The organism is Caenimonas koreensis DSM 17982, assembly GCF_009646335.1.
Taxonomy (GTDB): Bacteria; Pseudomonadota; Gammaproteobacteria; order Burkholderiales; family Burkholderiaceae_C; genus Ramlibacter; species Ramlibacter koreensis.
The window spans coordinates 247,964-272,633 of sequence record NZ_WJBU01000009.1; the positions used below are offsets into that span (position 1 = coordinate 247,964).

Sequence of the window (24,670 nt, forward strand, 5' to 3'; positions counted from 1 at the left end):
AGTAGGTGGAGGTACGTACTAGAACGTACGCACCTTCGGCGGCACCGAATCAACCGTCAGGGGCGTGAGCTTCACGGGCTTGTACGACAGGCGGCTGCCTTCGCTGTACCAGAGCGAATGCTTCATCCAGTTCTTGTCGTCGCGGCCCATGGGCGCGTCGGCGTCTTCCACCGGGCGCTCGTAGTCGCTCACCATGTGCGCGCCGCGGCATTCCTTGCGCGCTGCTGCAGAAACGATGGTGGCCTGCGCGCATTCGATCAGGTTCTCGACCTCCAGCGCTTCGATGCGGGCGGTGTTGAACACCTTCGACTTGTCCTTCAGGCCAAGCGAATCAACACGGGCGCGCAGGTCAGCGATCTTGGTCACGCCCTGGTCCATGCTGGCCTGCGTGCGGAACACACCGGCATGCAGTTGCATCGACGCGCGGATGTCGTTGGCGACGTCTTGTGCGTACTCGCCGCTGGCGGTGTCTTCCAGGCGGTTCAGGCGCGTCAGGGTGCGGTCAAGTGCATCCTTGGGCAGCGGCTTGTGGACCTGGTTCTTGTTGTTGAATTCGACGATGTGGTTGCCCGCCGCGCGGCCGAACACCAGCAGGTCGAGCAGCGAGTTGGTGCCCAGCCGGTTCGCGCCGTGAACGCTCACGCATGAGCATTCGCCCACTGCATACAGGCCGTTGACCACGGCGTTGTGCTCGTCGCCCTTTTGCACGACAACCTGGCCGTGGATGTTGGTCGGGATGCCGCCCATCTGGTAGTGAATCGTCGGCACCACCGGGATCGGCTCCTTGGTGATGTCGACGTTGGCGAAGTTCACGCCAATCTCGTACACCGAGGGCAGGCGCTTGTGGATCGTCTCCGCGCCCAGGTGGTCGAGCTTGAGCAGCACGTAATCCTTGTTGGGGCCACAGCCGCGGCCTTCCTTGATTTCCTGGTCCATTGAGCGTGACACGAAGTCGCGCGGCGCCAGGTCTTTCAGCGTGGGCGCATAGCGCTCCATGAAGCGTTCGCCATTGCTGTTGAGCAAGATGGCGCCTTCGCCGCGGCAGCCTTCGGTGAGCAGCACGCCCGCGCCGGCCACGCCGGTCGGGTGGAACTGCCAGAACTCCATGTCTTCGAGCGGAATGCCTGCGCGCGCCGCCATGCCCAGGCCGTCGCCGGTGTTGATGAAGGCATTGGTGGAGGCAGCGAAGATGCGGCCTGCGCCGCCGGTGGCCAGCAGCGTGGTCTTGGCTTCGAGCACATGCAGCTCGCCGGTTTCCATCTCGAGTGCGGACACGCCGACGACATCACCTTCCGCGTCGCGGATCAGGTCGAGAGCCATCCATTCGACGAAGAAGCTCGTCTTGGCCTTGACGTTCTGCTGGTACAGCGTGTGCAGCATGGCGTGACCGGTACGGTCAGCCGCCGCGCAGGCGCGTTGCACAGGCTTTTCGCCGTAGTTGGCGGTGTGCCCGCCGAACGGGCGCTGGTAGATGGAGCCGTCGGCATTGCGGTCGAACGGCATACCCATGTGTTCGAGCTCATACACCACGCGCGGTGCTTCGCGGCACATGTACTCGATGGCGTCCTGGTCGCCGAGCCAGTCGGAGCCCTTGACGGTGTCGTAGAAGTGGTAGTGCCAGTTGTCTTCGGACATGTTGCCGAGCGAGGCGCCGATGCCGCCTTGCGCAGCTACAGTGTGCGAGCGTGTCGGGAAGACTTTGGAGAGCACGGCGACGTTGAGGCCGGCGCGCGCCAGCTGCAGCGAGGCACGCATGCCGGAGCCGCCGGCGCCGATGATGACGACGTCGAACTTGCGGCGGGAAACGTTGGTGGAGGTGTAGCTCATTTTTTTAAAGTCTCCAGAGGACCTGGATGGCCCAACCGGCGCAGCTCACGAGCCACACGATGACGAAGATCTGGAGGAAAAGCTTGATGGCGACGGGCTTGACGTAGTCCATGAGGACGTCACGCATGCCCACCCAGACGTGCAGCAGCAGCGAAACGATGACGGTGAACGTCAGCACTTTCATCCACTGCGCAGCAAAAATGCCTGCCCATTTGTCGTAGCCGATCGGCCCGCGTGTGAGCACCACCTGTGCCAGCACGACGAGGGTGAAGATGGCCATCAGCGCGGCCGTCACGCGCTGGCTCAGCCAGTCGCGCAGGCCGTAATGCGCGCCGACGACGACGCGCTTCGATCCGTAGTTCACGTTCATGGGGTAGTTCTCGAAATACTCAGTAAAGGCCGAACAGCTTGGCGCCCAGCACCAGTGTCAGCAGCACGCTGGCCGCCAGCGTGAACGTCGCCGAAGAGGCGCCGAATTCTTTCGTCACGGCTTTGTGGCTCACGTCCATCCAGAGGTGGCGCAGCCCGGCGATGAAGTGGTGCAGGTAAGCCCAGATGATGGCCAGCACCACGAGCTTGACCAGGAACCCGGGCAAGACCCACACGCCGTTGTTGAAGACCGAACGGAATTTTGCGAACGAATATTCCGAGGAAATGGAAGCGTCGAACATCCAGATGATGAACGGCAGCAGCAGGAACATCAGCACACCGCTGATGCGGTGCAGGATCGAAACCACGCCCGCAACGGGTAACCGGTAAGTGGGAAGGTCCGAGAGCGCGTTGATATTCCGGAATTCAGGCCGCTTCTTGGCAAGCTCAGTCATGTGCATCGCTTTCGTTGTCGTTATTTGCAAAATTCTATTGCAACGCAGCAAGCTGACGGGAAGCCTTCACCAAAGCCCGTCAATTCAACTCGTTGCGATAGTGGTGCGTATCGGTGCGGTAGAAACCGCGCCGCAATTCCATGGGCACATCGTTATAGGTGTACGCCACGCGTTCTACCGAGAGTAATGGAGTCCCCGGCGCCACGCCGAGCAGCGCAGCAATTGTGCTGTCAGCCGCCACGGCGCGAATGCGCTCTTCCGCGCGAACCATGCGCACGCCGAACTCGACTTCGAACATGGCATACGTGGGGCCGTGGTAGCCCGCGACCTGGTCAGCCGTCAGCCCCTTGAAGGCATTGCCGGGCAGCCAGAGGTCTTCAACGATGGTCGGCACTTCGCTGAACGAGAGCACGCGGCGCACCTGCACGACGCTGTCGGCAGTGCGCAGGGCCAGTGCACGCGCCACCTCGGCAGAGGCGCGCACGCGCTTGCATTCGAGCACCGTGCGCTGCGCCGGGCCTTCGTCGTCGCGGTCGCCGCTGTCGGGCATCAGCTTGAGGAAGCGGTATTGCACATGCTGCTCGGAGTGCGTGGCCACGAACGTGCCCTTGCCCTGGCGGCGCACGACGAGGTTGTCGGCAGCGAGTTCGTCGATGGCTTTGCGCACGGTGCCCTGGCTCACGCGGTAGCGCGCAGCGAGGTCCATTTCACTGGGAATGGCCTCACCCGGCTTCCACTCGCCCGTCTCCAGGCTCTGCAGGATCAGGCTCTTGATCTGCTGGTAGAGCGGGCTGAAAGCGGGCGTGGCCTGCGCTGCATCGGCAACGCTCGCTTCGGGTGGGGTAGGGGGCATGGTGGCCATCGCAATTGGGTCGAATCATATCTTATATAAGACATAAGACAAATTGACGCGCTAGGGTTTTCGCGGGTACACTCGCGGGCTCTCCAGCACGGCATTTGCACGAGGCAAAACGCCATAGCGCGAGACCAGATTCCATCCATCGTCATTCGGAGATTTCCCATGAGCAAGAAGCCCGTCCGCGTAGCCGTTACAGGTGCCGCAGGTCAAATCGGTTACGCCCTCCTGTTTCGCATCGCCTCGGGCGAAATGCTTGGCAAGGACCAGCCGGTCATCCTGCAGCTGCTTGAAATCCCCGACGAGAAGGCACAAAAGGCCCTCAAGGGCGTGATGATGGAGCTTGAGGATTGCGCTTTCCCGCTGCTTGCCGGGATGGAAGCGCATGCTGACCCGATGACGGCCTTCAAGGACACCGACTACGCACTGCTCGTCGGCGCCCGCCCGCGTGGCCCCGGCATGGAGCGCGCCGACCTGCTGGCTGCCAACGCGCAGATCTTCACGGCGCAAGGCAAGGCGCTCGACAAGGTCGCCAGCCGCAATGTGAAGGTGCTGGTCGTTGGCAACCCCGCCAACACCAACGCGTACATCGCCATGAAGAGCGCCCCCAGCCTGCCGCGCGAGAACTTCACCGCAATGCTGCGCCTCGACCACAACCGCGCCGCCTCGCAAATTGCAGCCAAGACCGGCGGCAAGGTCGGCGAGATCGAAAAGCTCACCGTGTGGGGCAACCATTCGCCCACGATGTACGCCGACTACCGCTTTGCCACCATCGGCGGCAAGTCCGTCAAGGACGCGATCAATGACCAGGTCTGGAACGCTGATGTGTTCCTGCCGACCGTTGGCAAGCGCGGCGCTGCCATCATCGAAGCACGCGGCCTGTCGTCGGCAGCCTCTGCGGCCAATGCGGCCATCGACCACATGCGCGACTGGGCGCTCGGCTCGAACGGCAAGTGGGTCACGATGGGTGTGCCTTCGAATGGCGACTACGGCATTCCGAAGGATGTGATGTTCGGCTTCCCCGTCATCACCAAAGACGGCAAGTATGAAATCGTCAAGGGCCTGGAGATCGACGCGTTCAGCCAGGAGCGCATCAACAAGACGTTGAAGGAACTGCAGGACGAACAAGCGGGCGTGGCCCACCTGCTGTGATTTGGTGACACACCCCAGCGACGTCCTCCTCGGCGCCCAGGCGCAGGCCGGCTTTTTGCCGGTGTGCGACCACTACAGCGGCGTCGAGGCGCGCATGCGCAAGAGCTTGCAGCTGCAAGCAGAGCTGACCGAAGAATTCGGTGCCTGCGTCTTTGACGTCACGCTCGACTGCGAAGACGGCGCACCGGTCGGCGGTGAAGCCGAGCATGCAGCGCTGGTGGTGGAACTGGCAAATGCCGCTGGGCCCGGCGCACGCGTCGCCGTTCGCGTGCATCCGGTGGACCATCCTGCATTCGAGCAGGACATCGCGATCATCGCGGGGCAGGCGGGCCGCCGCCTGTGCCATGTGATGCTGCCCAAGGTCGAGTCGTCCAACGATATCGATGCCGCCGTGCAGGCGCTTGGCGCTGCGGGTGCGGGGCATTTGCATCTGCATGTACTGCTTGAGTCCCCCGCAGCCGTGCATCGCGCCTTCGATATCGCTTCCCATACGAGCGTGCAGTCGATCAGCTTCGGCCTGATGGATTTTGTGTCGGCCCACGGCGGCGCCATTCCTTCTGTGGGCATGGGCATCGACGGGCAGTTCACCCATCCGCTGGTGGTGCGCGCCAAGCTTGAAATTGCATCGGCGTGCCATGCAAATGGCAAGGTGCCCTCGCACTGCGTCGTGACGGAATTCAAGGACAAAGCGGCCATGCTGGCGGCTGCGCGCAGGGCTGCAGACGAATTCGGCTTCACGCGCATGTGGAGCATCCACCCCGACCAGATCCGCCCGATCCTCGAAGCATTCGCGCCGGGCGAGCATGAAATCGAAATCGCGTCTGACGTGCTGGTGGCCGCGGCCGCTGCAGACTGGGCGCCGATCAGCCACCGTCACAAGCTTGAAGACCGCGCCAGCTATCGTTACTACTGGCAGGTGCTGCAGCGTGCGCACCGCACCGGGCGCCGCCTGCCCGAAACAGTGCAGCCATGGTTCGAACACGAGAACACATCAAGGAGACAGGCAGTATGAACAGCACGACCACCCACACAATGACCAGGGCGCTGTGCGCGATGGCAATCGCTGCGGCGATGCCCGGTCTCGCGCTCGCACAAGCGGCGCCAGCCAAGCCTGCTGCCAAGCCGGCGGCAACCAAGCCTGCTGCCAAAACCCCTGCCAAGCCCAAGCTCGCTCCCTCGGCGCAGAAAGCAGTGGAGGAAATGACGCCCATCGACGACGACCCGACTGTCACGCTCACTGAAGCTGACCTTGAAGTCGCCAAAAAGATCTTCGTGGGCGACATCCCCTGCGAACTCGGCGCCACGGTAAAAATCGCACCGATGAAGCGTGAAGGCCTCTTTCTGGTGTCCACCAAGGGTTACCGCTTTGCGATGCACCCGGTGGAAAGCCGCACGGGCGCCATTCGCCTGGAAGACCCGAAGCGCGGCGCAATGTGGCTGCAGCTGGGCAACAAGTCGATGCTCATGAGCCAGAAGCTCGGCCAGCGCCTGGCCGACGAATGCCAGAGCCCCGCGCAAGTCACCTTCGCAGAAGAGATGAAGAAAAAACCGGCAGTGAACTTGCTTGAGTCCACACCGGCAGGCCCCTCGACCACGGCAACGTCGAAGCCGAGTGGGCCGAACTGAAAACCAAGACTATTTGAACGGAGAGAGATCATGTTGCAAGCCTATGTGAATCACGTCGCCGAACGCGCCGCGCTCGGCATCCCGCCGCTGCCGCTGTCGGCCCAGCAAACCGCCGAACTCGTCGAGCTGCTCAAGACGGCGTCGCCAGGTGAGGCCGAGTTCCTGGTCAATCTGATCACGCACCGTGTGCCCGCTGGCGTGGACGACGCCGCCAAGGTCAAGGCGAGCTACCTGGCAGCCGTGGCACATGGCACCGAGGTGTGCCCGGTGATCACGCGCGAACATGCAACGCAGTTGCTCGGCACGATGCTTGGCGGCTACAACATCAGCCCGCTGATCGACTTGCTCGACGACGCGCAAGTCGGCGGCGTCGCAGCCGAGGGCCTGAAGAAGACCTTGCTGATGTTCGACCAGTTCCATGACGTCAAGGACAAGGCCGACAAGGGCAACGCCAACGCCAAAGCGGTGCTGCAAAGCTGGGCGGATGCCGAGTGGTTCACCAGCCGCCCCGAAGTGCCGCTGAGCATCAAGGTCAGCATCTTCAAGGTGTCCGGCGAAATCAACACCGACGACCTCTCGCCCGCGCCCGATGCATGGAGCCGCCCCGACATTCCGCTGCATGCACTGGCCATGCACAAGAACCCGCGCCCGGGCATCACGCCCGAAGAAGAAGGCAAGCGCGGCCCGGTGAAGTTCATCGAGGAACTGCGCGCCAGGGGCAACCTCGTGGCTTATGTGGGCGACGTGGTGGGCACGGGCTCATCGCGCAAGTCGGCCACCAACTCGGTGCTGTGGTTCACGGGTGAAGACATTCCGTTCGTGCCGAACAAGCGCTTTGGCGGTGTGTGCCTGGGCGGCAAGATCGCGCCGATTTTCTACAACACGATGGAAGACTCGGGCGCGCTGCCGATCGAGCTCGACGTGAGCAAGATGGAGATGGGCGATGAAGTCGAGCTGCGCCCGTACGAAGGCAAGGCGCTCAAGAACGGCGAGGTGATCGCCGAGTTCCGCCTCAAGAGCGACGTGCTGTTCGACGAAGTGCGCGCCGGTGGCCGCATTCCCCTGATCATCGGCCGCGGCCTGACGGCCAAGGCACGCGAGGCGCTGGGCCTGCCGCCTTCCACGATGTTCCGCCTGCCCACTGCACCGTTCGACACGAAGAAGGGCTTCACGCTCGCGCAGAAGATGGTCGGCAAGGCCTGCGGCCTGCCTGAAGGCCAGGGCGTGCGCCCGGGCACGTATTGCGAACCGAAGATGACCTCAGTCGGCTCGCAAGACACGACGGGCCCGATGACGCGCGACGAGTTGAAAGACCTCGCGTGCCTGGGCTTCAGCGCCGACCTGGTGATGCAGAGCTTCTGCCACACGGCGGCCTATCCGAAGCCGGTGGACGTGAAGATGCATCACGAGCTGCCCGAGTTCATCAGCAACCGTGGCGGCGTTCCGCTGCGCCCGGGCGACGGCATCATCCACTCGTGGCTCAACCGCATGCTGCTGCCCGATACGGTGGGCACGGGCGGCGACAGCCACACGCGCTTTCCGATCGGCATCAGCTTCCCCGCCGGCTCCGGCCTCGTCGCATTCGGCGCTGCCACGGGCGTGATGCCGCTGGACATGCCCGAGAGCGTGCTCGTGCGCTTCAAGGGAACGATGCAGCCCGGCGTCACGTTGCGCGACCTGGTGAACGCCATTCCGCTGTACGCGATCAAGGCGGGCCTGCTCACGGTCGCCAAGCAAGGCAAGAAGAACATCTTCTCGGGCCGCATCCTGGAAATCGAAGGCCTGCCTGACCTGAAGGTCGAACAGGCTTTCGAGCTGAGCGACGCTTCGGCTGAGCGTTCGGCAGGCGGCTGCACCGTGCACCTGAACAAGGAGCCGATCATCGAATACATCCAGAGCAACATCACGATGCTCAAGTGGATGATCGCGTCGGGCTACACGGATGTGCGCACCATCAACCGCCGCATCAAGGCGATGGAAGCGTGGCTGGCGAACCCCGTGCTGATGAAGGCCGACGCCGACGCCGAATACGCTGCCGTGATCGAGATCGACCTGGCCGAAATCCACGAACCCATCGTGGCCTGCCCGAACGACCCGGACGACGTGAAGACACTGTCTGAAGTGGCCGGCGCGAAGATCGATGAAGTGTTCATCGGCTCGTGCATGACCAACATCGGCCACTTCCGCGCGGCATCGAAATTGCTCGAAAACAAGCGCGACATTCCCGTGAAGCTGTGGATGGCTCCGCCCACCAAGATGGATGCGAAGCAACTCACCGAAGAAGGCCACTATGGCGTGCTCGGCACAGCAGGCGCGCGTATGGAAATGCCAGGTTGCAGCCTGTGCATGGGCAACCAGGCGCAGGTGAAAGAAGGCGCGACCGTGTTCTCGACCAGCACGCGCAACTTCCCCAACCGCCTGGGCAAGAACAGCAACGTATACCTCGGCAGCGCAGAGCTTGCTGCCATCTGCTCGAAGCTCGGACGCATTCCAACCAAAGAGGAATACATGGCCGACATGGGCGTGCTCACGGCGGCAAGCGACAAGGTGTACCAGTACCTGAACTTCGACAAGGTGAAGGACTACACGGACGCTGCGGATTCAGTCGCGGCCTGATCACGCACGTGGCTCGCAAAAAAAGCGGCCTTCGGGCCGCTTTTTTTTCTTTCATCGCGCCTTGTCAGGCAATGTCAGCCAAGGCGTGGCCGTAGCCGGTCAGTTGCGATCGGCCTTCGCGCGGTGACTGCGCTTCTTTGCGCTTGCGCCCATCGACGTAGACGCCATCGGTGTACCGATCGAGCTCGTTGTCGTCGAGCCTGTGCCCATTGCAGTGACCGGTTTGCCGTAGCCGCCCATCGACGCCGAGTTTGCTGTAGACGTCGTCACGCCCCCGTTCGAGCCGGAGCCGATGCCAGAGCCAGTGGCCGTTCCAACAGACGCGCCACCAGCGCTGCTGCCACTCGCATTGCCAGCGCCGCCGCCGCCCGATCCACTTCCGGTACCGCCAGCGCCCGCGCCGCCGGAACTGCCCGACCCGCCTCCCGTGCCACCACCCGTGCCACCACCAGAGCCGCCACCTGAACTGCCGCTAGAGCCTGTTGCCATGGCCAGGCCGAGGGTGCCGGAAAGGACCACGGCGAGGGCGGCGGTAACGATTTTGTTTTTTGCAAATGTCATATCAGGTAACTCCAGACGGAAGCGATATCGGTTAATAGGGCCCTCAAAGGGCTGGTCCCATGGTCGTCAATGCCGTATCGTCCATCCGTCGGCGCTTGCGCATCAATGCCGTGAGCCATTGCAGACTCAGCCGTAGGCGCGGACCGCGCTCACGCGAGCGTTCGCCGCGACACTTAAACTGGCGACAAGTACCTCATCCATAAATGTCATGAACCTGTTTTCCCAGGACGCATTGAACCCCGGTGTTCGCAAGCGCGAAGTGTTTGGCTGGGCGATGTACGACTTCGCCAACTCGGGCTACACCACGGTGGTCATCACCGCCGTGTTTGCCGCGTACTTCGTGAGTGGCGTTGCGCAAAAGGCGCCGTGGGCCACCTTTGCCTGGACGCTGGCCTTGAGCATCTCGCACCTGATCGTGATGGTGACCATGCCCACTATCGGCGCGTATGCCGACTTGCGCGCCGCGAAAAAACGCTTGCTCGCGATCATCACGGTCGGTTGTGTGCTCGGCACGGCCGCACTGGTCTGGGCGCAGCCGGGTGCGGTGGTGCTGGCGATGTTCCTGATCATCGTGTCCAACGTGTTCTACACGTATGGCGAATCGCTCACGGCTGCCTTCCTGCCAGAACTTGCCAAGCCCGAGTCGTTGGGCAAGGTGAGCGGCTGGGGCTGGAGCTTCGGTTACCTGGGCGGCATGCTGACGCTGGGCATCTGCCTGGCCTATGTGATCTGGGCGCAGGGGCAGAAAATCCCGGCTTCCGAGTTTGTGCCGGTCACGATGCTGATCACGGCAGCGATCTACGGCTTGGCATCGCTGGCCACGTTCTGGCTGCTCAAGGAGCGTGCGCAAGTCAACGTTGAATCGCTGCGCCAAGGCGGCTTTATCGCGTCGCTGCACCAGTTGAGCAGCACGGCCCGGCAGGCACGTCGATACACCGACTTCATGTGGCTCATGACGTGCGCCGTGTTCTATCAGGGCGGCATCGCAGTGGCGATCTCGCTGGCAGCGATTTACGCCGAACAGGTGATCGGCTTCAAGCCGCAGGAAACGATGGTGCTGATCTTCGTGCTGAACCTCGCTGCGGCCGGCGGCTCTTTCGCGTGGGGTTACCTGCAGGACCGCGTCGGACACAAGCGCGCGTTGGGCGCCACGCTGGTCGGATGGACGCTCGTCTGTGTACTGGCGTCTGCTTCGACGAGCAAGCTCGAGTTCTGGGTGGCCTGCACCATCGCCGGTCTGTGCATGGGATCGAGCCAGTCGGCCGGGCGGGCACTGGCTGGTGTGTTCGCGCCAGCCGGGCAGCGCGCTGAGTTCTATGGGCTGTGGACGTTTGCTTTGCGTCTGGCCAGCATTATTGGCCCGCTGTCGTACGGCACGATCACCTGGTTGACCGGTGGCAACCAGCGGATGGCCATCCTGTCGACAGCCGGGCTGTTCATCGTGGGCCTGGCGATCCTCACTCGCGTGAATGTTGAGCGCGGCAGGCAGGCAGCCTTGCAGCTGACGCGCACTTAAGCGGGTATCGCTGGCACTTCCAGCACAAAAGTCGAACCGCGTCCTGGCCCGTCGCTGTGCGCGGTGAGCTTGCCGTCCATCTCCATCGCAGCCAGCGCGCTGCTGTGCAAGCCGAAGCCGTGTCCGCCTTTGCGCGCTGAAACACCGTGCGCAAAAATGCGCGTAAGCAGCTCCTGCGGTATGCCCTCACCGACGTCTTGCACAGCGATGCGCAGGTACTCGCCCAGTTCATGTTCGACCACGCTGGCGGACAAGATGAGTTGCCGCGCGCCTGCAGGCATACCCTCCATGGCCTGCGCCGCATTCCTGACGAGGTTCACCAGGATCTGCAGCAGCCGCGAGCGATCCAGAAGCATGGCGGCGTTTGCCTCGCTGCGCAGCGTCACGTCAATGCCGCCACGCGCGATCACGTCGTTGCAGAGATCCCGCGCCTCCTCCAGGATGTCTTGGGGCTGCGCGGACTCGACCACGGTGGACGCGCCCGCATGCGACTGCTGCGCCGCCACGACGTAGCTGATGTGGTCCACGCTGCGCGTCACGCGGTCCAGGTTGTCGAGCGCGTCTTTCTGCTCCTGCTGCAGCGTCGTGGCCAGGCTGTCCAGGTAGGCCAGCAAGGCAGCACCTTGCATGTCGCCGGGCAGCACGCTCGCCAGCTGGCGCTCGCGATCTTTCATCATCTGGAGCGCGCGGTCGAAGCCACTCAGGCGTGAGTTGGCCAAGGTTGTACGTACCAGGCTGGTCGATACGGTCACGCTGTTGAGCACGTTGCCCACGTTGTGCAGCACGTTGTTCGCAACCTCTGCTTTGCCGGCGCGCCTGGCTGTGTCCACCAGTCGTTCCTGCATTTCTTCCAGCTCGACCGTGCGCTTGCGTACGCGCTCTTCCAGGCTCTCATACAGCCACGCGTTCGCCAGCGACACGGCCAGCTGCCCGGCAATCAGCATCACGGCTTCGAGCCGTTGCGCGCTAAATGTCGAAGTGCCTTGCGTGTTCTCCAGATAGAGCATGGCGCGTGTATTGCCCTGGCCGACGATAGGGGCAACCATCACCGAGCAGCGCGGCAGGAAGGCGAAGTACCGGTCACGCCAGAAGCGGTCGTCGGCCAGCACGTCGTCCACCACGAGTGCTTCGCCCGTGCGCTGCGCATAAGAGCAGACCGACAGTGGCAGCACGCCGCGTTGACCGGCCACGGCGACAGGGATTGATGACTCGCCGGGCGACGGCGCCAGAAGCAGCCAGTCGTCGTCTATCCAGGCGAGTACATGCACGCGCGTCGCGCCGGTGAGGGCAGCCAGCACCTGCGTGACTCGGGTGGCTAGCCGCTCCGGGCTCGTTTCAGAACTGAGCGCCTGGGACGCGCGCAGAACACCCAGCAGGTCGATCTCGCCGGACGAAAGGCCGCTGGTGCTGGCGCGTGCCGGCATGGAGGCTGCGGAGGCGATACCAGCGCGAATCTTATGGGTCTCGCCCGGCTGCGGCTCACTGAGGAAGTCATAGCGGCTCTGCATCACGGCGACCTTTGCCTTCGCGCCCCAGGCCAGGAACTGGTCGCGTGCATCCGCCACAAGCCGGCGGCCCATATGGCTCACGCCTGTCGCAAGGTGGAACAGGCCGGCGCGCTCGGTGATGACCGCGCGGTGCCAAGGGCGCGCACGGATGCCAGGCTCGGCAAACGCCGCATCGAAGGCTGCTGCGGCGCCCCACATGTCGCCAATTGCCCAGGCTTGTTCGGCCTCGACCAGCCGCAGCAGGTGTGCAAAGTTGGCGGGCTGGTCCACGGCGCGAGCGGCCAGCCATGCGCGACTGGCCTGGAGTTCATCGGTGAGATGCTCGCGCTCTTCGGCGGTCACGCCCGCGCGCAGTTGCCATGCACGCGCCAAGGCATGGAAGAGGTTGGCATACACGCTCATGTAGTACCCGGCCACATCGCCGGACTGCGCCTTGCCGAGCACTGCGTGAGGCACCAGGATGTCGGCTTCGCCCATGATGAGGCCGTGCATCGCGCGGCACTCAGCGTAGGTGTGCTGCATATAAGGCAGCTGCCCGACTCGCGCCAGAAAGTCCTGTTCGCTGAACTGGCCGTCGTCGAAGCTGTCCCACCGCGTGGTTTGCCCTGCCAGTGCGCGCAGCATCTGGAGCTCGCACATATGCTGCGCAGCCGCGTGAACGTTTCCTGCGCGCTGGCACATGGCAATGCCTGCTTGCAGCTCGGTCATGGAAGCGCCCACAGTCGCGTTGATCTCCAGCAGGCTTGTGATCAGCACGGCGTGCACATAGCCCGCATAGGACGCGTCGCCCGAAGAGCGCACGCCTTCGCACGCTTGAGTCAACTGCCGGAACACCTGTTCGAGCGGCTCGAACCAGTGGCCCGCGAACGTCGCGAAGAGAAAGCGCGCCTCCGATGTCTGCGGCTCCCAGCCCAGCGCCTGGCCCACCGCCAGCACGTGGCGTGACACCTCATAGGCAGTCCGGTAGTCGCCACGCAGCGTGATGAGCATGCTGCTCATGCGTCCCAGGCTTGACACCAGTTCAGGACAAGGACCGTGTTCGGCCCACAGGCGCTGGCATTGCAACAAGAGCCACTGGAAGGCCTTGCTGTCCGGCGGAAAATACGCCGGCCGCGTCAGTCGGCCCAGCACTTTGGCGATGGCCAGCAGGCGTTCGTCCTGGATGCACTTTCGGCGCCCGTGGTCCAGTTGCGAGTCCTCGCGCACCCATTGCGCCAGGCCATCCATTCGCGCGTGCGTATCCGGCGCGTCGTAATTCGGCGGCACTTGCAGGCCCAGCTGCTTGAGCAAGTCCAGTCCCAGTGTCTTGGCTTGCTCGGTCTGCCCCCGCATAAAGAGGCTGCGCATCTGCAGACAGGTAGGCTCGACCATCTCCAGCGCGTCAGTGGCGCGTGAGCGTAGCGCGGCAAATACCGGATCGGACTCCTGCAGTCTGCCCAGGCTGTACAAAGCCGCGTGTCGACCTTTGTCGATCGTCGCGCGCATGGCTGTGTCTGGCTCGCCCTGTTCAAGCAGGTCGCTGGCGGCGGCAAGGTACCGCTCGGCGAGCTGGTAGGTCGCCGTGCTGGCGAGCCGACGTGCCAGGTCAACGAACAGGCGTGCAGCCAGCCGCTGTTCGGCGGGTTCGCGCAACGCGCCGGCGCAGGGCAGGTATTGCGCAGCTGCCTCGTGCTCGTACGCGGGGTGAGCCGACAGCGATCGCGCCATCGCAAGCTGGTGGTGCATGCGCCGCTCGCCAGGCAGGGCGCCCATCACGGCTTGCTGGACCCGGTCATGCCGAAAGCGCACGATGCGCTGGCCGGCCACCGATTCGGCAAGGAGCAAGCCGTCTTCAAGCAGAGCGCCCAGCCGCTCTTCAAGCTCTCTCGCGCCCAGCCTCACCGCCGCCGCCAGCAGCTGAAATTCCACCGAGTTGCCCAGGCAGCTCATGAACTCCACGAGCTCGCGAGAAGCGGCGGGCAGGCGTTCGATACGCGCCTTGAGCAGGTCCACCACGTTGCTGGCGCCGACGTAGTGGCGCACTTCATCGCTGTTCCAATGCCAGCCGGTATTGTCGTGACCGAGCACGCCATCTGCGCGCAATGCATTGACCATCTCCAGTGTGTCGAATGGATTGCCTGCGCTCAGGGTGCGCACTGCGCGCGCCAGTTCGAGAGCGCGATCGCCTCCCAGGCGCAGCATCTTCTCGAGGAGTAGCCCCGTACTGCCTTCATCGAGATTGCCCAGCGCAATTCGAAGTGGCGGCGCAGCGAGCTGGCTCCACTGCGCAAGCATCGGCGTGAGGACATCGTCCGGGCCTACTTCTTCGGGTCTGTATGCGCCCACCAGCAGCAGGCCGCGCACACCGCTTTCACTCACCATGCGCGCGAACCCGCGCAGGGACGCCGGACCGGCCCAGTGCAGGTCGTCGAACACGACCACCAGCGGCCGCTCAGGTGACACGATGGCTGTGAGCAGGTCCAAGATGGCCTGTTGAAAGCGCTCCTCGGCCTGGCTCGGGTCAACTTCAGGCACCGCGGGGTGCGCACCCAACAGCAAACCAAACTCAGGCGCCAGGCGCGTCATCAGGCCCGCGTTGTGGCCCAGCACACTGAGAATGCGTTGGCGCTGCGCGGCCAGATCCTGGGGTGGCAGGGCCAGCAGCAATCGAGCGACTGCCTGGGTAGTTTGTGTCACTGCGCCGGCGGTGGCAGCGTCCTTTTGGAACTGGTCGAATTTGCCGTGGACGAACCAGCCGCCCGCCGCTGCAGCCAAAGCGCGCAGTTCATGAATCAGCACGCTCTTGCCAACACCCGCTGCGCCCTCGACCAGCACGGCGCCTTGCGGCTCGTCGAGCGCACGCGCAAACGCGCCAGCCAGGCTGGCGAGTTCGGCGTCGCGTGCGACAAGCTGACGCGGTGGCGCCAGCCTCGCCGGAAAGTCGCGCTCGCCCAGCTCGAACATGCCGTGATCGCCAGCGTCCAGTTTCTGGCGCAGCAGCCTCAGGTCGTTCAGCAGGCCGTCGGCGCTCTGGTAGCGCTGCTCCGGCGCCTTGGCCATCAGCCGCAGCACGATGGCCGACAGGCCCGCCGGTACCCGGGCGTCAAGCTGGTGTGGCGGCACCGGATCGACCGCCAGGTGCTGGTGGATCAGGTTCAGGGTTTCAAGTGATTCGAACGGCAGCCGGCCTGTGGCCGCCTCATAGAGCGTGACGCCCAGCGCGTACAGGTCTGCGCGCTGATCCACAGCGCGGCCGGTCCGACCGCTTTGCTCTGGTGCCAGATAGGCCAGGGTGCCCATGACTTCGCCGTCTGGCGGCACAAAGCCGGGCTGCCCGGGCATGCCTGCCAGATCGAAGTCGATCAGCACAGCATCGCCGGACGACGACATCACGATGTTGGTGGGATTCACGTCCCGGTGGACCACGCCGCGCCGGTGAATTTCGGCCAGCGTGCGAGCCAGCTGCATCGCCAGCTTCACCAGCGTGTCAGCGTCGACGGGGCCCGCCTGCAGCTGCTGCGCCAGCGTCGTGCCCCCGTGGTCGTGAAGTACGAGCATCCCGTCGACTTCGATGCCCACCGCCAATCGGGCAATGCCTTCGATCGCTTTGAGCCGTTGCAGCAAGCTGGTCTCGTGACGCATGCGCCGCGCAGCATCGGGTCCGACCTGCTCTTTGCAGATATAGGGTTGTGGGTGCAGCGATCGAAAAACCCGCGTGGTCGGGCTTTCGTAGAGCACTTCCCCGTTTCGGAACGTTGAGGCTGGGAACACCTATATGGTGTAACAGTTTTCGAATTGCCGGGCAAAGACAATGTGCGGACGTCCGGGCCGCGCCACGCACTCATTCAAGCTGTGCCACCAGGTCACGCAAGGCGCCGGACGTCGCTTGATCTGCCGGAAAGAAGGTTTCCAGCGCCAACTCCTGCAACGTGATGTCAATGGGTGTGCCGAAAACGGTGGTCGTGCTGATGAAGTTCAAAACGCCCGCAGGCGTGCGGAACGACAGCGGCATCACCACCCCCAGATGCTCGCCGTCGATGCGGATGTCCTGCGCGCCGTTTGCTGCGGGGTACGTGCGCAACTCCTGCAGCAGATCGGCCAGCGCCTGGTCGTTTGTCACTTCAATCTGCTGGCGCAGCCGCTCGAAGATGTGGGCGCGCCACTGGTTCAGGTTCAGGATGCGCGACGCAAGCCCCCGCGGATGCAGGCTCAGCCGCAGCACGTTCACCTGGCCTTCCAGCAGCGCCGGGTCGGCGCCCGCCATCAGCAGCGGGACCATCCGGTTTGCCGCGAGAAGGCTCCAGTGCCGGTCTACCGCCAGGGCGGGATACGGCTCGTGGCTCTTGAGAATCAGTTCCACCGCGCTGCGCGCGTTCGCCAGCGCCGGGTCACTCAGCGCGTGCTCCTTGTACATCGGTGCGTAGCCGGCGGCAACGAGCAAGGTATTGCGCTCGCGCAGCGGGACGTCGAGCCGTGCGGCCAGGCGCAGCACCATCTCGCGGCTGGGCGCCGACCGGCCCGTCTCGACGAAGCTCAGGTGGCGGGTGGAGATATTGGCCTGGTGCGCCAGGTCGAGCTGGCTGAGCCGCCGGTGTTGCCGCCAGTGCTTCAGGTGCTCGCCGAACGGCCGCGGCGTCGGGCGATGGGCGAAGTCAGGCGCAGTATTCATGACGTCATGGTAGGCATTCCCCCGGCGCCTGCCCACTACCTGGCACGTCATGTCTTGTATGCTCGAAGACCGATCCTGCACAGTCCAGCTCTGTACCTACAGCCTCCATTTCCATGACGCGCGTCTTCAATTTCAGCCCCGGCCCCGCCACGCTCCCCGAACCCGTTCTGCGCAAAGCAGCGCAAGAGATGCTCGACTGGCACGGCAGCGGCATGTCGGTCATGGAGATGAGCCACCGCGGCAAGCAGTTCATTTCGATCTACGACGAGGCGCAGGCGCTCGCGCGCGAACTGCTCGCCGTGCCAGCCAACTACAAGGTGCTTTTCATGCAGGGCGGCGCCATTGGCGAGAACGCCATCGTGCCGATGAACCTGATCGGCAAGACAGGCAAGGCCGACTACGTGCTCACAGGCGACTGGTCGCAGCGCTCGTTCAAGGAAGCGCAAACGTTCGGCACGATCAACATTGCCGCCACCGGCGAGGGCGACAAGTTCCGCAGCATCCCCAAACAATCGACGTGGAAGCTCGACCCACAGGCTTCGTACGTGCACATCTGCTCCAACGAGACGATTGGGGGCGTTGAATATCACTGGACGCCTGACACGGGCAGCGTGCCACTCGTGGCGGACATGTCGTCGAACCTCATGTCGCGGCCGCTCGACGTGTCGAAATACGGGCTGATCTACGCGGGTGCGCAAAAGAACATGGGGCCTTCGGGCCTGACGATCGTGATCGTGCGCGACGACCTGCTCGGCCACGCCTTGCCCATCACGCCCTCGGCCTTCAACTACCAGCTGCAAGCCGAAGCCGACTCGATGTTCAACACGCCGCCCACCTACGCGATCTATATCGCGGGGCTGGTGTTCAACCACATCAAGGCGCAGGGCGGCCTGGCGGCGATGCAGGTGCACAACGAGGCCAAGGCAGCGGTGCTGTACGACTTTCTTGACGAGAGCAAGTTCTTCTACAACTCGGTCGCGCGTGAAGACCGCTCGCTGATGAACGTGCCGTTCAAGCTCAAGGACGAATCGCTCGATGAAGCGTTCCTTCAAGGCGCGGCGGACAAGGGAATGATCCAGTTGAAGGGCCACCGCATTTCCGGCGGCATGCGCGCTTCGATCTACAACGCGATGCCGATCGAAGGCGTGAAGGCGCTGGTGGCCTACATGAAGGATTTCGAAGTCCGCCACGGCTGAGTACGGCGGGCGGGGCACGGCTGGGCAGGAAGCCATCACACCCCACGGGGTTGGTTGCGAGTTGCACAATGGCTGCAACCGCAACCACACCGAGGTTTTCCCGGATGCCGCACGCCTTCGCCCACACCCTCAAGACCTTCAAGACAGCCTCCGGCAAGACCGGGCGCTTTCACTCGCTGCCGGCTCTTGCGCAGCAGTACCCCAAGATCAATCGCCTGCCCGTCAGCATGCGCATCGTGCTCGAGTCGGTGCTGCGCAATTGCGACGGCCTGAAGGTCAACGCTGAGCACGTTCGCCAGGTTGCGAACTGGTTTGCGAATGCCGATCGCTCGGACGAAATCCCGTTCGTCGTCGCACGCGTCGTGCTGCAGGACTTCACCGGCGTGCCACTGCTCGCCGATCTCGCTGCGATGCGCAGCGCTGCCTCACGCCTGGGGCGTAACGCCGCAGCGATCGAGCCGCTGGTGCCCGTTGATCTTGTGGTCGATCACTCGATCATGGTGGACCACTACGGCACGAAGGATTCGCTCGACCTGAACATGAAGCTGGAGTTCAAGCGCAACCGCGAGCGCTACCAGTTCATGAAGTGGGGCATGCAGGCGTTCAACACCTTCGGCGTGGTGCCGCCGGGCTTCGGCATCGTGCACCAGGTCAACCTTGAATACCTGGCGCGCGGTGTGTTCAAGACGGCAGACGGCGTGTACTACCCCGACACACTCGTGGGCACCGACAGCCACACGACCATGATCAATGGCATTGGCGTCGTCGGCTGGGGCGTTGGCGGCATCGAAGCTGAAGCGGCCATGCTCGGCCAGCCGGTGTACATGCTCACGCCCGATGTGGTGGGCTTCGAGCTCACGGGCCGGCTACGTGAAGGCTGCACTGCGACGGACCTCGTGCTCACTGTCACGGAAATCCTGCGCAGGCACAAAGTGGTCGGCAAGTTCGTCGAGTTCTTCGGCGAGGGCACGCGCACGCTGGCGCTGCCCGATCGCGCGACGATCGCGAACATGGCGCCCGAGTACGGCGCCACGATGGGCTTCTTTCCTGTGGATGAACGCACGATCGAATACTTCACCGGCACCGGCCGCACGAAGGACGAGATCGAGGCGTTCGAAGCGTACTTCCGCGCGCAGGGCTTGTTTGGCGTTCCGGTGGCCGGCGAGATCGACTACACGAGTGTCGTGAAGCTCGACCTGGGCGATGTCACGCCGAGCCTGGCTGGCCCGAAGCGCCCGCAGGACCGCATCGAGATCGGCAAGGTTGCCAGCCAGTTCGCCTCGCTGTATTCGAAGCCGCCCACCGAGAACGGCTTCAACCAGCCAAAGGAAACGTTGCTCACGCGGCACCTTGTCAAGCGCGCCGGACAAACGCCGGACCCGAAGAGTCTGGCCAGCCCGCCGACGCCGCTGGCGGCGCCGCGCTCGGTCATGGAGATGGAAGGCAACAAGCCGACGCTCGCCTCAGCCCACTCTGATGCAGCCTCTGAAGTGCGGGTGGAAGACGTGACGATCGGCAATGGCGACGTGCTGATCGCGGCCATCACGAGCTGCACGAACACCTCCAACCCTGGCGTGCTGCTTGCTGCCGGCCTGCTCGCGAAGAAGGCGGTCGAGGCGGGGCTGCGAGTCAAGCCACACGTGAAGACTTCGCTGGCGCCGGGCTCGCGCATCGTTACTGAATACCTCACTGAATCCGGCCTGATGCCCTATCTGGAAAAGCTTGGCTTTTCGTTGGTGGGCTATGGCTGCACGACCTGCATCGGCAATGCAGGCGACTTGACGCCCGAGATCAACGAAGCGATCACGCAGAGCGACCTGGTGTGCGCTGCCGTGCTGTCGGGCAACCGCAATTTCGAGGCGCGCATTCACCCCAACCTGAAAGCCAACTTTCTCGCGAGCCCGCCGCTGGTGGTGGCCTATGCGATTGCTGGCACCGTGCTGCGCGACCTGATGACCGAGCCCGTGGGCAAGGGCAAAGGCGGCAAGGACGTGTGGCTGGGCGACATCTGGCCGGGCAGCGACGAGATCCACGCGCTGATGAAGTACGCGATGAAGGGCAAGGCCTTCCGCGCGAACTATGCGAAGGTCAAGACCGAGCCCGGTCCGCTCTGGCAGGAGATTCACGGCGTGCGTGGCGGCACCTACACCTGGCCGCAAAGCACTTACATCGCCGAGCCGCCGTTCTTCGAAGGCTTCCAGATGGCGCCCGCTGCAGCGGGCGGCGATGTGTCGGTGCGCAATGCGCGCGTGATGGCGCTCTTTGGCGACTCGATCACCACCGACCACATCTCGCCTGCCGGCTCGATCAAGGAGAGCTCACCTGCCGGGCAGTGGCTGCTTGCCCACGGCGTGAAGAAGCCCGACTTCAACAGCTATGGCGCGCGGCGCGGCAATCATGAAGTGATGATGCGCGGCACGTTCGCCAATGTGCGCATCAAGAACCTGATGATTCCGGCGGCCGCCGATGGCTCGCGTGAAGAAGGTGGCGTCACGCTCTATCGTGATGCTGCGGGCCACGCCGAGAAGATGTTCATCTACGACGCGGCCATGAAGTATGTGGCGCAGGGCCGCGCTACGGTGGTGTTTGCCGGCGAAGAATACGGCACCGGCTCGTCGCGCGACTGGGCCGCCAAGGGCACGCAGTTGCTGGGCATCAAGGCCGTGATTGCGCGCAGCTTCGAGCGCATCCATCGCAGCAACCTCGTGGGCATGGGCGTGTTGCCGCTGCAGTTCCAGGGCAGCGACACCTGGCAGTCGCTGCGCCTGAATGGCGAAGAGCTGGTCGACGTCATTCCCGATCCCGAGCTCAAGCCGCAAAGCGATGCCAGGCTCGTGATTCACCGCGCCGACGGCAGCAGCCTGGAAGTGATTTGCAAGCTGCGCATCGACACGCCGATCGAGGTGGACTACTACCGCCACGGCGGCATTCTGCCGTTCGTGCTGAGGCAGCTACTCGCCTAGGCCTTCTGCCAGGGCTGCGAGTTTTTCGATCGCGTGCTGGGCAAGCGGCGAATGCATGCGGCCCGCCAGCGAGACAACGCCGAGATCGGTGTAAGCGGGCCCGGCATCTGACAACGCCAGGCGATACATCGTGCCCGCCTTGACTTCCTGCGTGAGGATTTCCTGGCTGGCGATCATCACCGTGTCGGTCGTCATCGCGACTTTGCGCAACACGTGCGTGTCATCGCACTCCACCGCCACAGGCAGCGTTGAGGCGGCTGGAATGCCCATGGCACGGTGCAGCCCCGTGCGCACCTGGCCTGGCAGGCGGCCGGTCGCCAGGCCGAACGGTGCGAGATCCGCCATGCGCAGCTTCTCCCTGGCCAGGAGCGGGTGGCCTGCACGCACGAAGAATCCGCCGCGCTGGCCGCCGAGTTTGCGCACTTCGAACGTGCCGTCGCGCGTCACGTCGCGCGTTTCGCCGATGAAGAAGTCCAGCTCTTCACGGCGCACCGCTTCCAGCATGCTCACGGGGTTGTTCACCTGGATGTGCAGCTGCGCTTCGGGGTACTCCCCGCGAATGTCAGTTACCACCTGTGGCAGCAGGGAAGCCGCCACGAAGGGCCCGGCGCCGATGCACACGCGGCCGATCATGCCTTTGCGATACAGCAGCACATCGCGCTCGAGCCGGCGGCTCTCCTGCAGCACGCGGCGCGCCCGCTCGGCAACGAAGTTGCCCGCTGGTGTGGTGGTGACGTCGCCGGTGCCGCGCTCGAACAGCCTGACACCGAGCTCGTGTTCGGCGGCCTGGATGCTGCGGCTGAAAGCGGGCTGGCTGAGATGCACGCGCTCGGCAGCGCGCGAGAAATTCGCTTCGTCGGCGAGGGCGACGATATGCCCGAGGCGTTTGAGATCCATGGCGCGTTCCCTGTGAAGGTTTCAGCAGGCCCTGCAATGCAGCCACTGCATTGATATTAGCCAAACAATGCATTGGACGGATTTAGTTGAGGTGTAAACAATACCGACCTGAAGTTTGTGGGGCGCCCTGTGCGACTGCGCGCCCCGCCGGACCGGCACCTCGCCCGGCCCCGACCGAATTCACCACTCGCACCACCACTGGAATCGCCCATGCCGACGAAGATGATGACTGCTGTGCGCCCCAACGACCAAGACCGCGTCCTGCGTGTCGTCGTCGCGAGTGAGTCGCGGGTGCATGGCTCCGTCATGGAGCAGATGTTCGGCGTGCGTCACAGCTTCATGGCGGCCGAAGACTCGAAGGACGTTCATGGTGCGCTGCTGTATGCCAGCGGCTGGTTCGTGATATGGCTCGAAGGCAGCGAAGCTGGCATCGAAGCCACGCTGCGGCGCGCCGGCCGCGACACGCGGCACGCGCGCATGCGCCTGATCCACCGCACCAGGGGCCACCGTGCGCTGGCCGACAAGATCACGCTCGTCACCACGCAGGGGGCCGACCAGCCCTTCGACTTCGCGCGCCGCATCCATGCGATTGCATCGTCCGGCAATTCGATGACGCCCGCGGCGATCTGGCACCAGCTGAGCGCGCCCTGTACCTTGCCGCCGCCCGGCGAAGCGCCGCGACCCAAGCGAGGCATTGCAGTCATGGCCTGTGACGACAACAGCTCCATCGATGTGCTGCGCAAGCTCGGCGACCGGTTTGCCAGCCGCGTGGTGTACCAGCGATTCGCTGATGGCAACCCGGCGAGCCGTGATGTGGGCGGCGCCTACGTCGACCTGGACCTGGAAGGCCATTCGTCACGCGTGCAGGTGATTTCGCGCCGCGCGCTCGGCCATCGCATGGTTCGCGAGTCGCTCGCCAACGTGAAGACGCTGGCGCTGCTGCTCGGCTCCCGGCCCGAGCCGGCGATCGAGCTGGCGGCAAGTGTCGCCCTGGCCGCCAACACCGCCGCGTCGATGCCCGACATCCAGCTGGTGGCGCCGTGTGAGCTCATCGCGCGCAGCGTGGGTGAGTTCCTCAAGCGTGGTGCGAGAAGGCCATTGCCGGCGGAAATCGTCAAGCTCGCCAGCAGCGAGATCGTGGATTTTCTCGCCGTGCTCGCGGATGCGGAGCAGGTCGGCGCGTGAGGGCGTAGCAGGTCCTTCGAGCGGAACGCGTCCCCTTGTGCAGCGCTTGCCGGCGCATCCTTTTCGGCACAATCGCCGTTCATGGGCACTCAGATATTCATTGCGGGCGGTGGCATCGGCGGGCTGGCCACAGCACTGGCGTGTGTGCAGGCAGGCTTCGATGTCCGGCTGTTCGAGCGGGCGGTGGGATTCAGCGAGGTCGGTGCGGGCCTGCAGCTCGGGCCGAACGCAACGCGCCGCTTGCAGGCGATGGGCTTGGGTGACCGGTTGCAGGCCTTGGCGTCGTTTCCGTCCAGCTTGCGCATTCGCAGTGCATTGACCGGAAAGACGCTGGGGCAACTCTCGCTCGGCGACGACATCGCGCAGCGCTACGGCGCGCCATACGCCACGATGCATCGCGCTGACCTGCAGGTGATGCTGCTCGACGCGGTCTGCGCGACGGGTGTCGACCTGCGCACTGGCGCAGTGATCGAGTCCGTCGTTGCCGGCAGCAGTGTGGTTTCGGTTTCAACATCGGCAGCGGCTTCACCGGTCGAGTGCGATGTGCTGGTGGGTGCAGACGGTCTGTGGAGCGCCGTGCGCCGCTACGTCGCAGGCGCCACCCCGCCGTCTTTCACGGGGCACCTGGCCTACCGCGGTCTCATCAAGCAGACCGACCTGCCGGCTGCCATGCGCCAGCGCGATGTTCACGTCTGGCTTGGCCCCCGCCTGCACGTTGTTGCTTATCCGGTGCGGCGAGACGAGCTGCTCAATGTGGTGGCGATTGTCCAGGGCGAGCAGCCGGACGATTTGCGCGACTGGGACCAGGCGGGCGTCACTGCGCAGCTGCATGCCGCGCTTGGCGACATGTGCGCGCCCTTGCGCGAGCTGATTCACGCGATCCACAGCTGGAGGCTGTGGGCGCTCAATGACCGGCCCGCCGTGCGTGGCGCCGCAGAGATGGCGTCAGGGCGGATTGCGCTCGTGGGCGATGCAGCGCATCCCATGCGACCCTACCTCGCGCAGGGCGCGGCGATGGCGATTGAGGATGGCGTCGAGCTGGCACGCTGCCTGGCAATGGTGAAGGAGGCCGGCATCGACGTGCCGCTGGCGCTCAGCCGATATGCGCTCAATCGCTGGCAGCGTAATGCGCAGGTGCAGATCCGGGCTCAGGGTAACGGCGACATCTTCCATTCGACGGGCGTCGTCCGCTGGGGGCGCGACATCGCGATGCGCGTGCTGGGCGAAGGGCTGCTCGACCAGCCGTGGCTGTATCGCGGCTAGGCAGGCCGGGCATGCAGCCCAGCCACCATGCC

17 protein-coding genes are annotated in these 24,670 nt (G+C 64.2%); 9 read left to right on the top strand and 8 right to left on the bottom strand.

Going from position 1 to position 24,670, the window contains the following annotated elements; all coding sequences use genetic code 11:
* Positions 1 to 18: 18 nt before the first annotated feature.
* From sdhA to GHT07_RS10810, 4 genes are all read right to left on the bottom strand, one after another.
* Positions 19 to 1,827, bottom strand: coding sequence for a succinate dehydrogenase flavoprotein subunit (gene sdhA / locus GHT07_RS10795; protein ID WP_153585071.1), 1,809 nt, complete (start codon positions 1,825 to 1,827; stop codon positions 19 to 21).
* Positions 1,828 to 1,831: 4 nt separating this feature from the next.
* Positions 1,832 to 2,197: a succinate dehydrogenase, hydrophobic membrane anchor protein gene (gene sdhD / locus GHT07_RS10800; RefSeq protein ID WP_153585072.1), complete on the bottom strand. Its 366-nt coding sequence runs from the start codon at positions 2,195 to 2,197 to the stop codon at positions 1,832 to 1,834.
* 19 nt (positions 2,198 to 2,216) lie between these two features.
* Complete coding sequence (gene sdhC, locus GHT07_RS10805) at positions 2,217 to 2,651, bottom strand: succinate dehydrogenase, cytochrome b556 subunit (protein WP_153585073.1); 435 nt, start codon at positions 2,649 to 2,651, stop codon at positions 2,217 to 2,219.
* A gap of 79 nt (positions 2,652 to 2,730) precedes the next feature.
* On the bottom strand, positions 2,731 to 3,513 hold the full coding sequence (locus tag GHT07_RS10810; RefSeq protein ID WP_153585074.1) for a GntR family transcriptional regulator: 783 nt from the start codon (positions 3,511 to 3,513) through the stop codon (positions 2,731 to 2,733).
* 159 nt (positions 3,514 to 3,672) lie between these two features.
* Between GHT07_RS10810 and GHT07_RS10815 the strand changes: the two genes are divergently transcribed.
* Genes GHT07_RS10815 through GHT07_RS10830 form a run of 4 tightly spaced genes read left to right on the top strand, consistent with a single transcriptional unit; the run spans position 3,673 to position 8,901 of the window.
* On the top strand, positions 3,673 to 4,659 hold the full coding sequence (locus GHT07_RS10815) for a malate dehydrogenase (protein WP_153585075.1): 987 nt from the start codon (positions 3,673 to 3,675) through the stop codon (positions 4,657 to 4,659).
* 4 nt (positions 4,660 to 4,663) lie between these two features.
* On the top strand, positions 4,664 to 5,671 hold the full coding sequence (locus GHT07_RS10820) for an HpcH/HpaI aldolase/citrate lyase family protein (RefSeq protein WP_407646620.1): 1,008 nt from the start codon (positions 4,664 to 4,666) through the stop codon (positions 5,669 to 5,671).
* On the top strand, positions 5,668 to 6,285 hold the full coding sequence (locus tag GHT07_RS10825) for a hypothetical protein (protein WP_228488283.1): 618 nt from the start codon (positions 5,668 to 5,670) through the stop codon (positions 6,283 to 6,285). Before GHT07_RS10820 ends, GHT07_RS10825 begins: the two co-directional genes overlap by 4 nt.
* Before the next feature lie 30 nt (positions 6,286 to 6,315).
* Positions 6,316 to 8,901, top strand: a complete 2,586-nt coding sequence (locus tag GHT07_RS10830) for a bifunctional aconitate hydratase 2/2-methylisocitrate dehydratase (protein WP_153585076.1) — start codon at positions 6,316 to 6,318, stop codon at positions 8,899 to 8,901.
* 99 nt (positions 8,902 to 9,000) lie between these two features.
* Here GHT07_RS10830 and GHT07_RS10835 read toward each other — a convergent pair whose 3' ends face one another.
* The gene (locus tag GHT07_RS10835) at positions 9,001 to 9,462 is read right to left on the bottom strand and encodes a hypothetical protein (protein WP_153585077.1); all 462 of its coding nucleotides are present in this window, start codon (positions 9,460 to 9,462) and stop codon (positions 9,001 to 9,003) included.
* Positions 9,463 to 9,670: 208 nt separating this feature from the next.
* Between GHT07_RS10835 and GHT07_RS10840 the strand changes: the two genes are divergently transcribed.
* The gene (locus tag GHT07_RS10840; RefSeq protein ID WP_153585078.1) at positions 9,671 to 10,978 is read left to right on the top strand and encodes an MFS transporter; all 1,308 of its coding nucleotides are present in this window, start codon (positions 9,671 to 9,673) and stop codon (positions 10,976 to 10,978) included.
* Here GHT07_RS10840 and GHT07_RS10845 read toward each other — a convergent pair.
* Complete coding sequence (locus GHT07_RS10845) at positions 10,975 to 16,236, bottom strand: AAA family ATPase (protein WP_323740888.1); 5,262 nt, start codon at positions 16,234 to 16,236, stop codon at positions 10,975 to 10,977. The two genes, GHT07_RS10840 and GHT07_RS10845, sit on opposite strands and share 4 nt — an antisense overlap.
* Positions 16,237 to 16,306: 70 nt before the next feature.
* The gene (locus tag GHT07_RS10850) at positions 16,307 to 17,134 is read right to left on the bottom strand and encodes a helix-turn-helix domain-containing protein (protein ID WP_153585080.1); all 828 of its coding nucleotides are present in this window, start codon (positions 17,132 to 17,134) and stop codon (positions 16,307 to 16,309) included.
* A gap of 113 nt (positions 17,135 to 17,247) precedes the next feature.
* On the opposite strand from GHT07_RS10850, the gene serC reads away from it, so the two are divergent.
* Positions 17,248 to 18,330: a 3-phosphoserine/phosphohydroxythreonine transaminase gene (gene serC / locus GHT07_RS10855; protein ID WP_153585081.1), complete on the top strand. Its 1,083-nt coding sequence runs from the start codon at positions 17,248 to 17,250 to the stop codon at positions 18,328 to 18,330.
* A gap of 104 nt (positions 18,331 to 18,434) precedes the next feature.
* Positions 18,435 to 21,293 (top strand): aconitate hydratase, encoded by a 2,859-nt coding sequence (locus GHT07_RS10860; RefSeq protein WP_407646621.1) that lies wholly within the window; start codon positions 18,435 to 18,437, stop codon positions 21,291 to 21,293.
* On the opposite strand, the gene GHT07_RS10865 is transcribed toward GHT07_RS10860, so the two are convergent.
* The gene (locus GHT07_RS10865) at positions 21,282 to 22,190 is read right to left on the bottom strand and encodes a LysR family transcriptional regulator (protein WP_153585083.1); all 909 of its coding nucleotides are present in this window, start codon (positions 22,188 to 22,190) and stop codon (positions 21,282 to 21,284) included. The two genes, GHT07_RS10860 and GHT07_RS10865, sit on opposite strands and share 12 nt — an antisense overlap.
* A gap of 210 nt (positions 22,191 to 22,400) precedes the next feature.
* On the opposite strand from GHT07_RS10865, the gene GHT07_RS10870 reads away from it, so the two are divergent.
* The gene (locus GHT07_RS10870) at positions 22,401 to 23,375 is read left to right on the top strand and encodes a BLUF domain-containing protein (protein WP_153585084.1); all 975 of its coding nucleotides are present in this window, start codon (positions 22,401 to 22,403) and stop codon (positions 23,373 to 23,375) included.
* A gap of 81 nt (positions 23,376 to 23,456) precedes the next feature.
* On the top strand, positions 23,457 to 24,638 hold the full coding sequence (locus GHT07_RS10875) for an FAD-dependent monooxygenase (protein ID WP_153585085.1): 1,182 nt from the start codon (positions 23,457 to 23,459) through the stop codon (positions 24,636 to 24,638).
* Positions 24,639 to 24,670: the final 32 nt, after the last annotated feature.

What these genes read in the sequence shown, in the direction of transcription:
- sdhA (WP_153585071.1), bottom strand. Translation starts at nt 1,827, where the DNA reads ATGAGCTACACCTCCACCAACGTTTCCCGCCGCAAGTTCGACGTCGTC.
- sdhD (WP_153585072.1), bottom strand. Translation starts at nt 2,197, where the DNA reads ATGAACGTGAACTACGGATCGAAGCGCGTCGTCGTCGGCGCGCATTAC.
- sdhC (WP_153585073.1), bottom strand. Translation starts at nt 2,651, where the DNA reads ATGACTGAGCTTGCCAAGAAGCGGCCTGAATTCCGGAATATCAACGCG.
- GHT07_RS10810 (WP_153585074.1), bottom strand. Translation starts at nt 3,513, where the DNA reads ATGGCCACCATGCCCCCTACCCCACCCGAAGCGAGCGTTGCCGATGCA.
- GHT07_RS10815 (WP_153585075.1), top strand. Translation starts at nt 3,673, where the DNA reads ATGAGCAAGAAGCCCGTCCGCGTAGCCGTTACAGGTGCCGCAGGTCAA.
- GHT07_RS10825 (WP_228488283.1), top strand. Translation starts at nt 5,668, where the DNA reads ATGAACAGCACGACCACCCACACAATGACCAGGGCGCTGTGCGCGATG.
- GHT07_RS10830 (WP_153585076.1), top strand. Translation starts at nt 6,316, where the DNA reads ATGTTGCAAGCCTATGTGAATCACGTCGCCGAACGCGCCGCGCTCGGC.
- GHT07_RS10835 (WP_153585077.1), bottom strand. Translation starts at nt 9,462, where the DNA reads ATGACATTTGCAAAAAACAAAATCGTTACCGCCGCCCTCGCCGTGGTC.
- GHT07_RS10840 (WP_153585078.1), top strand. Translation starts at nt 9,671, where the DNA reads ATGAACCTGTTTTCCCAGGACGCATTGAACCCCGGTGTTCGCAAGCGC.
- GHT07_RS10850 (WP_153585080.1), bottom strand. Translation starts at nt 17,134, where the DNA reads ATGAATACTGCGCCTGACTTCGCCCATCGCCCGACGCCGCGGCCGTTC.
- serC (WP_153585081.1), top strand. Translation starts at nt 17,248, where the DNA reads ATGACGCGCGTCTTCAATTTCAGCCCCGGCCCCGCCACGCTCCCCGAA.
- GHT07_RS10860 (WP_407646621.1), top strand. Translation starts at nt 18,435, where the DNA reads ATGCCGCACGCCTTCGCCCACACCCTCAAGACCTTCAAGACAGCCTCC.
- GHT07_RS10865 (WP_153585083.1), bottom strand. Translation starts at nt 22,190, where the DNA reads ATGGATCTCAAACGCCTCGGGCATATCGTCGCCCTCGCCGACGAAGCG.
- GHT07_RS10870 (WP_153585084.1), top strand. Translation starts at nt 22,401, where the DNA reads ATGCCGACGAAGATGATGACTGCTGTGCGCCCCAACGACCAAGACCGC.
- GHT07_RS10875 (WP_153585085.1), top strand. Translation starts at nt 23,457, where the DNA reads ATGGGCACTCAGATATTCATTGCGGGCGGTGGCATCGGCGGGCTGGCC.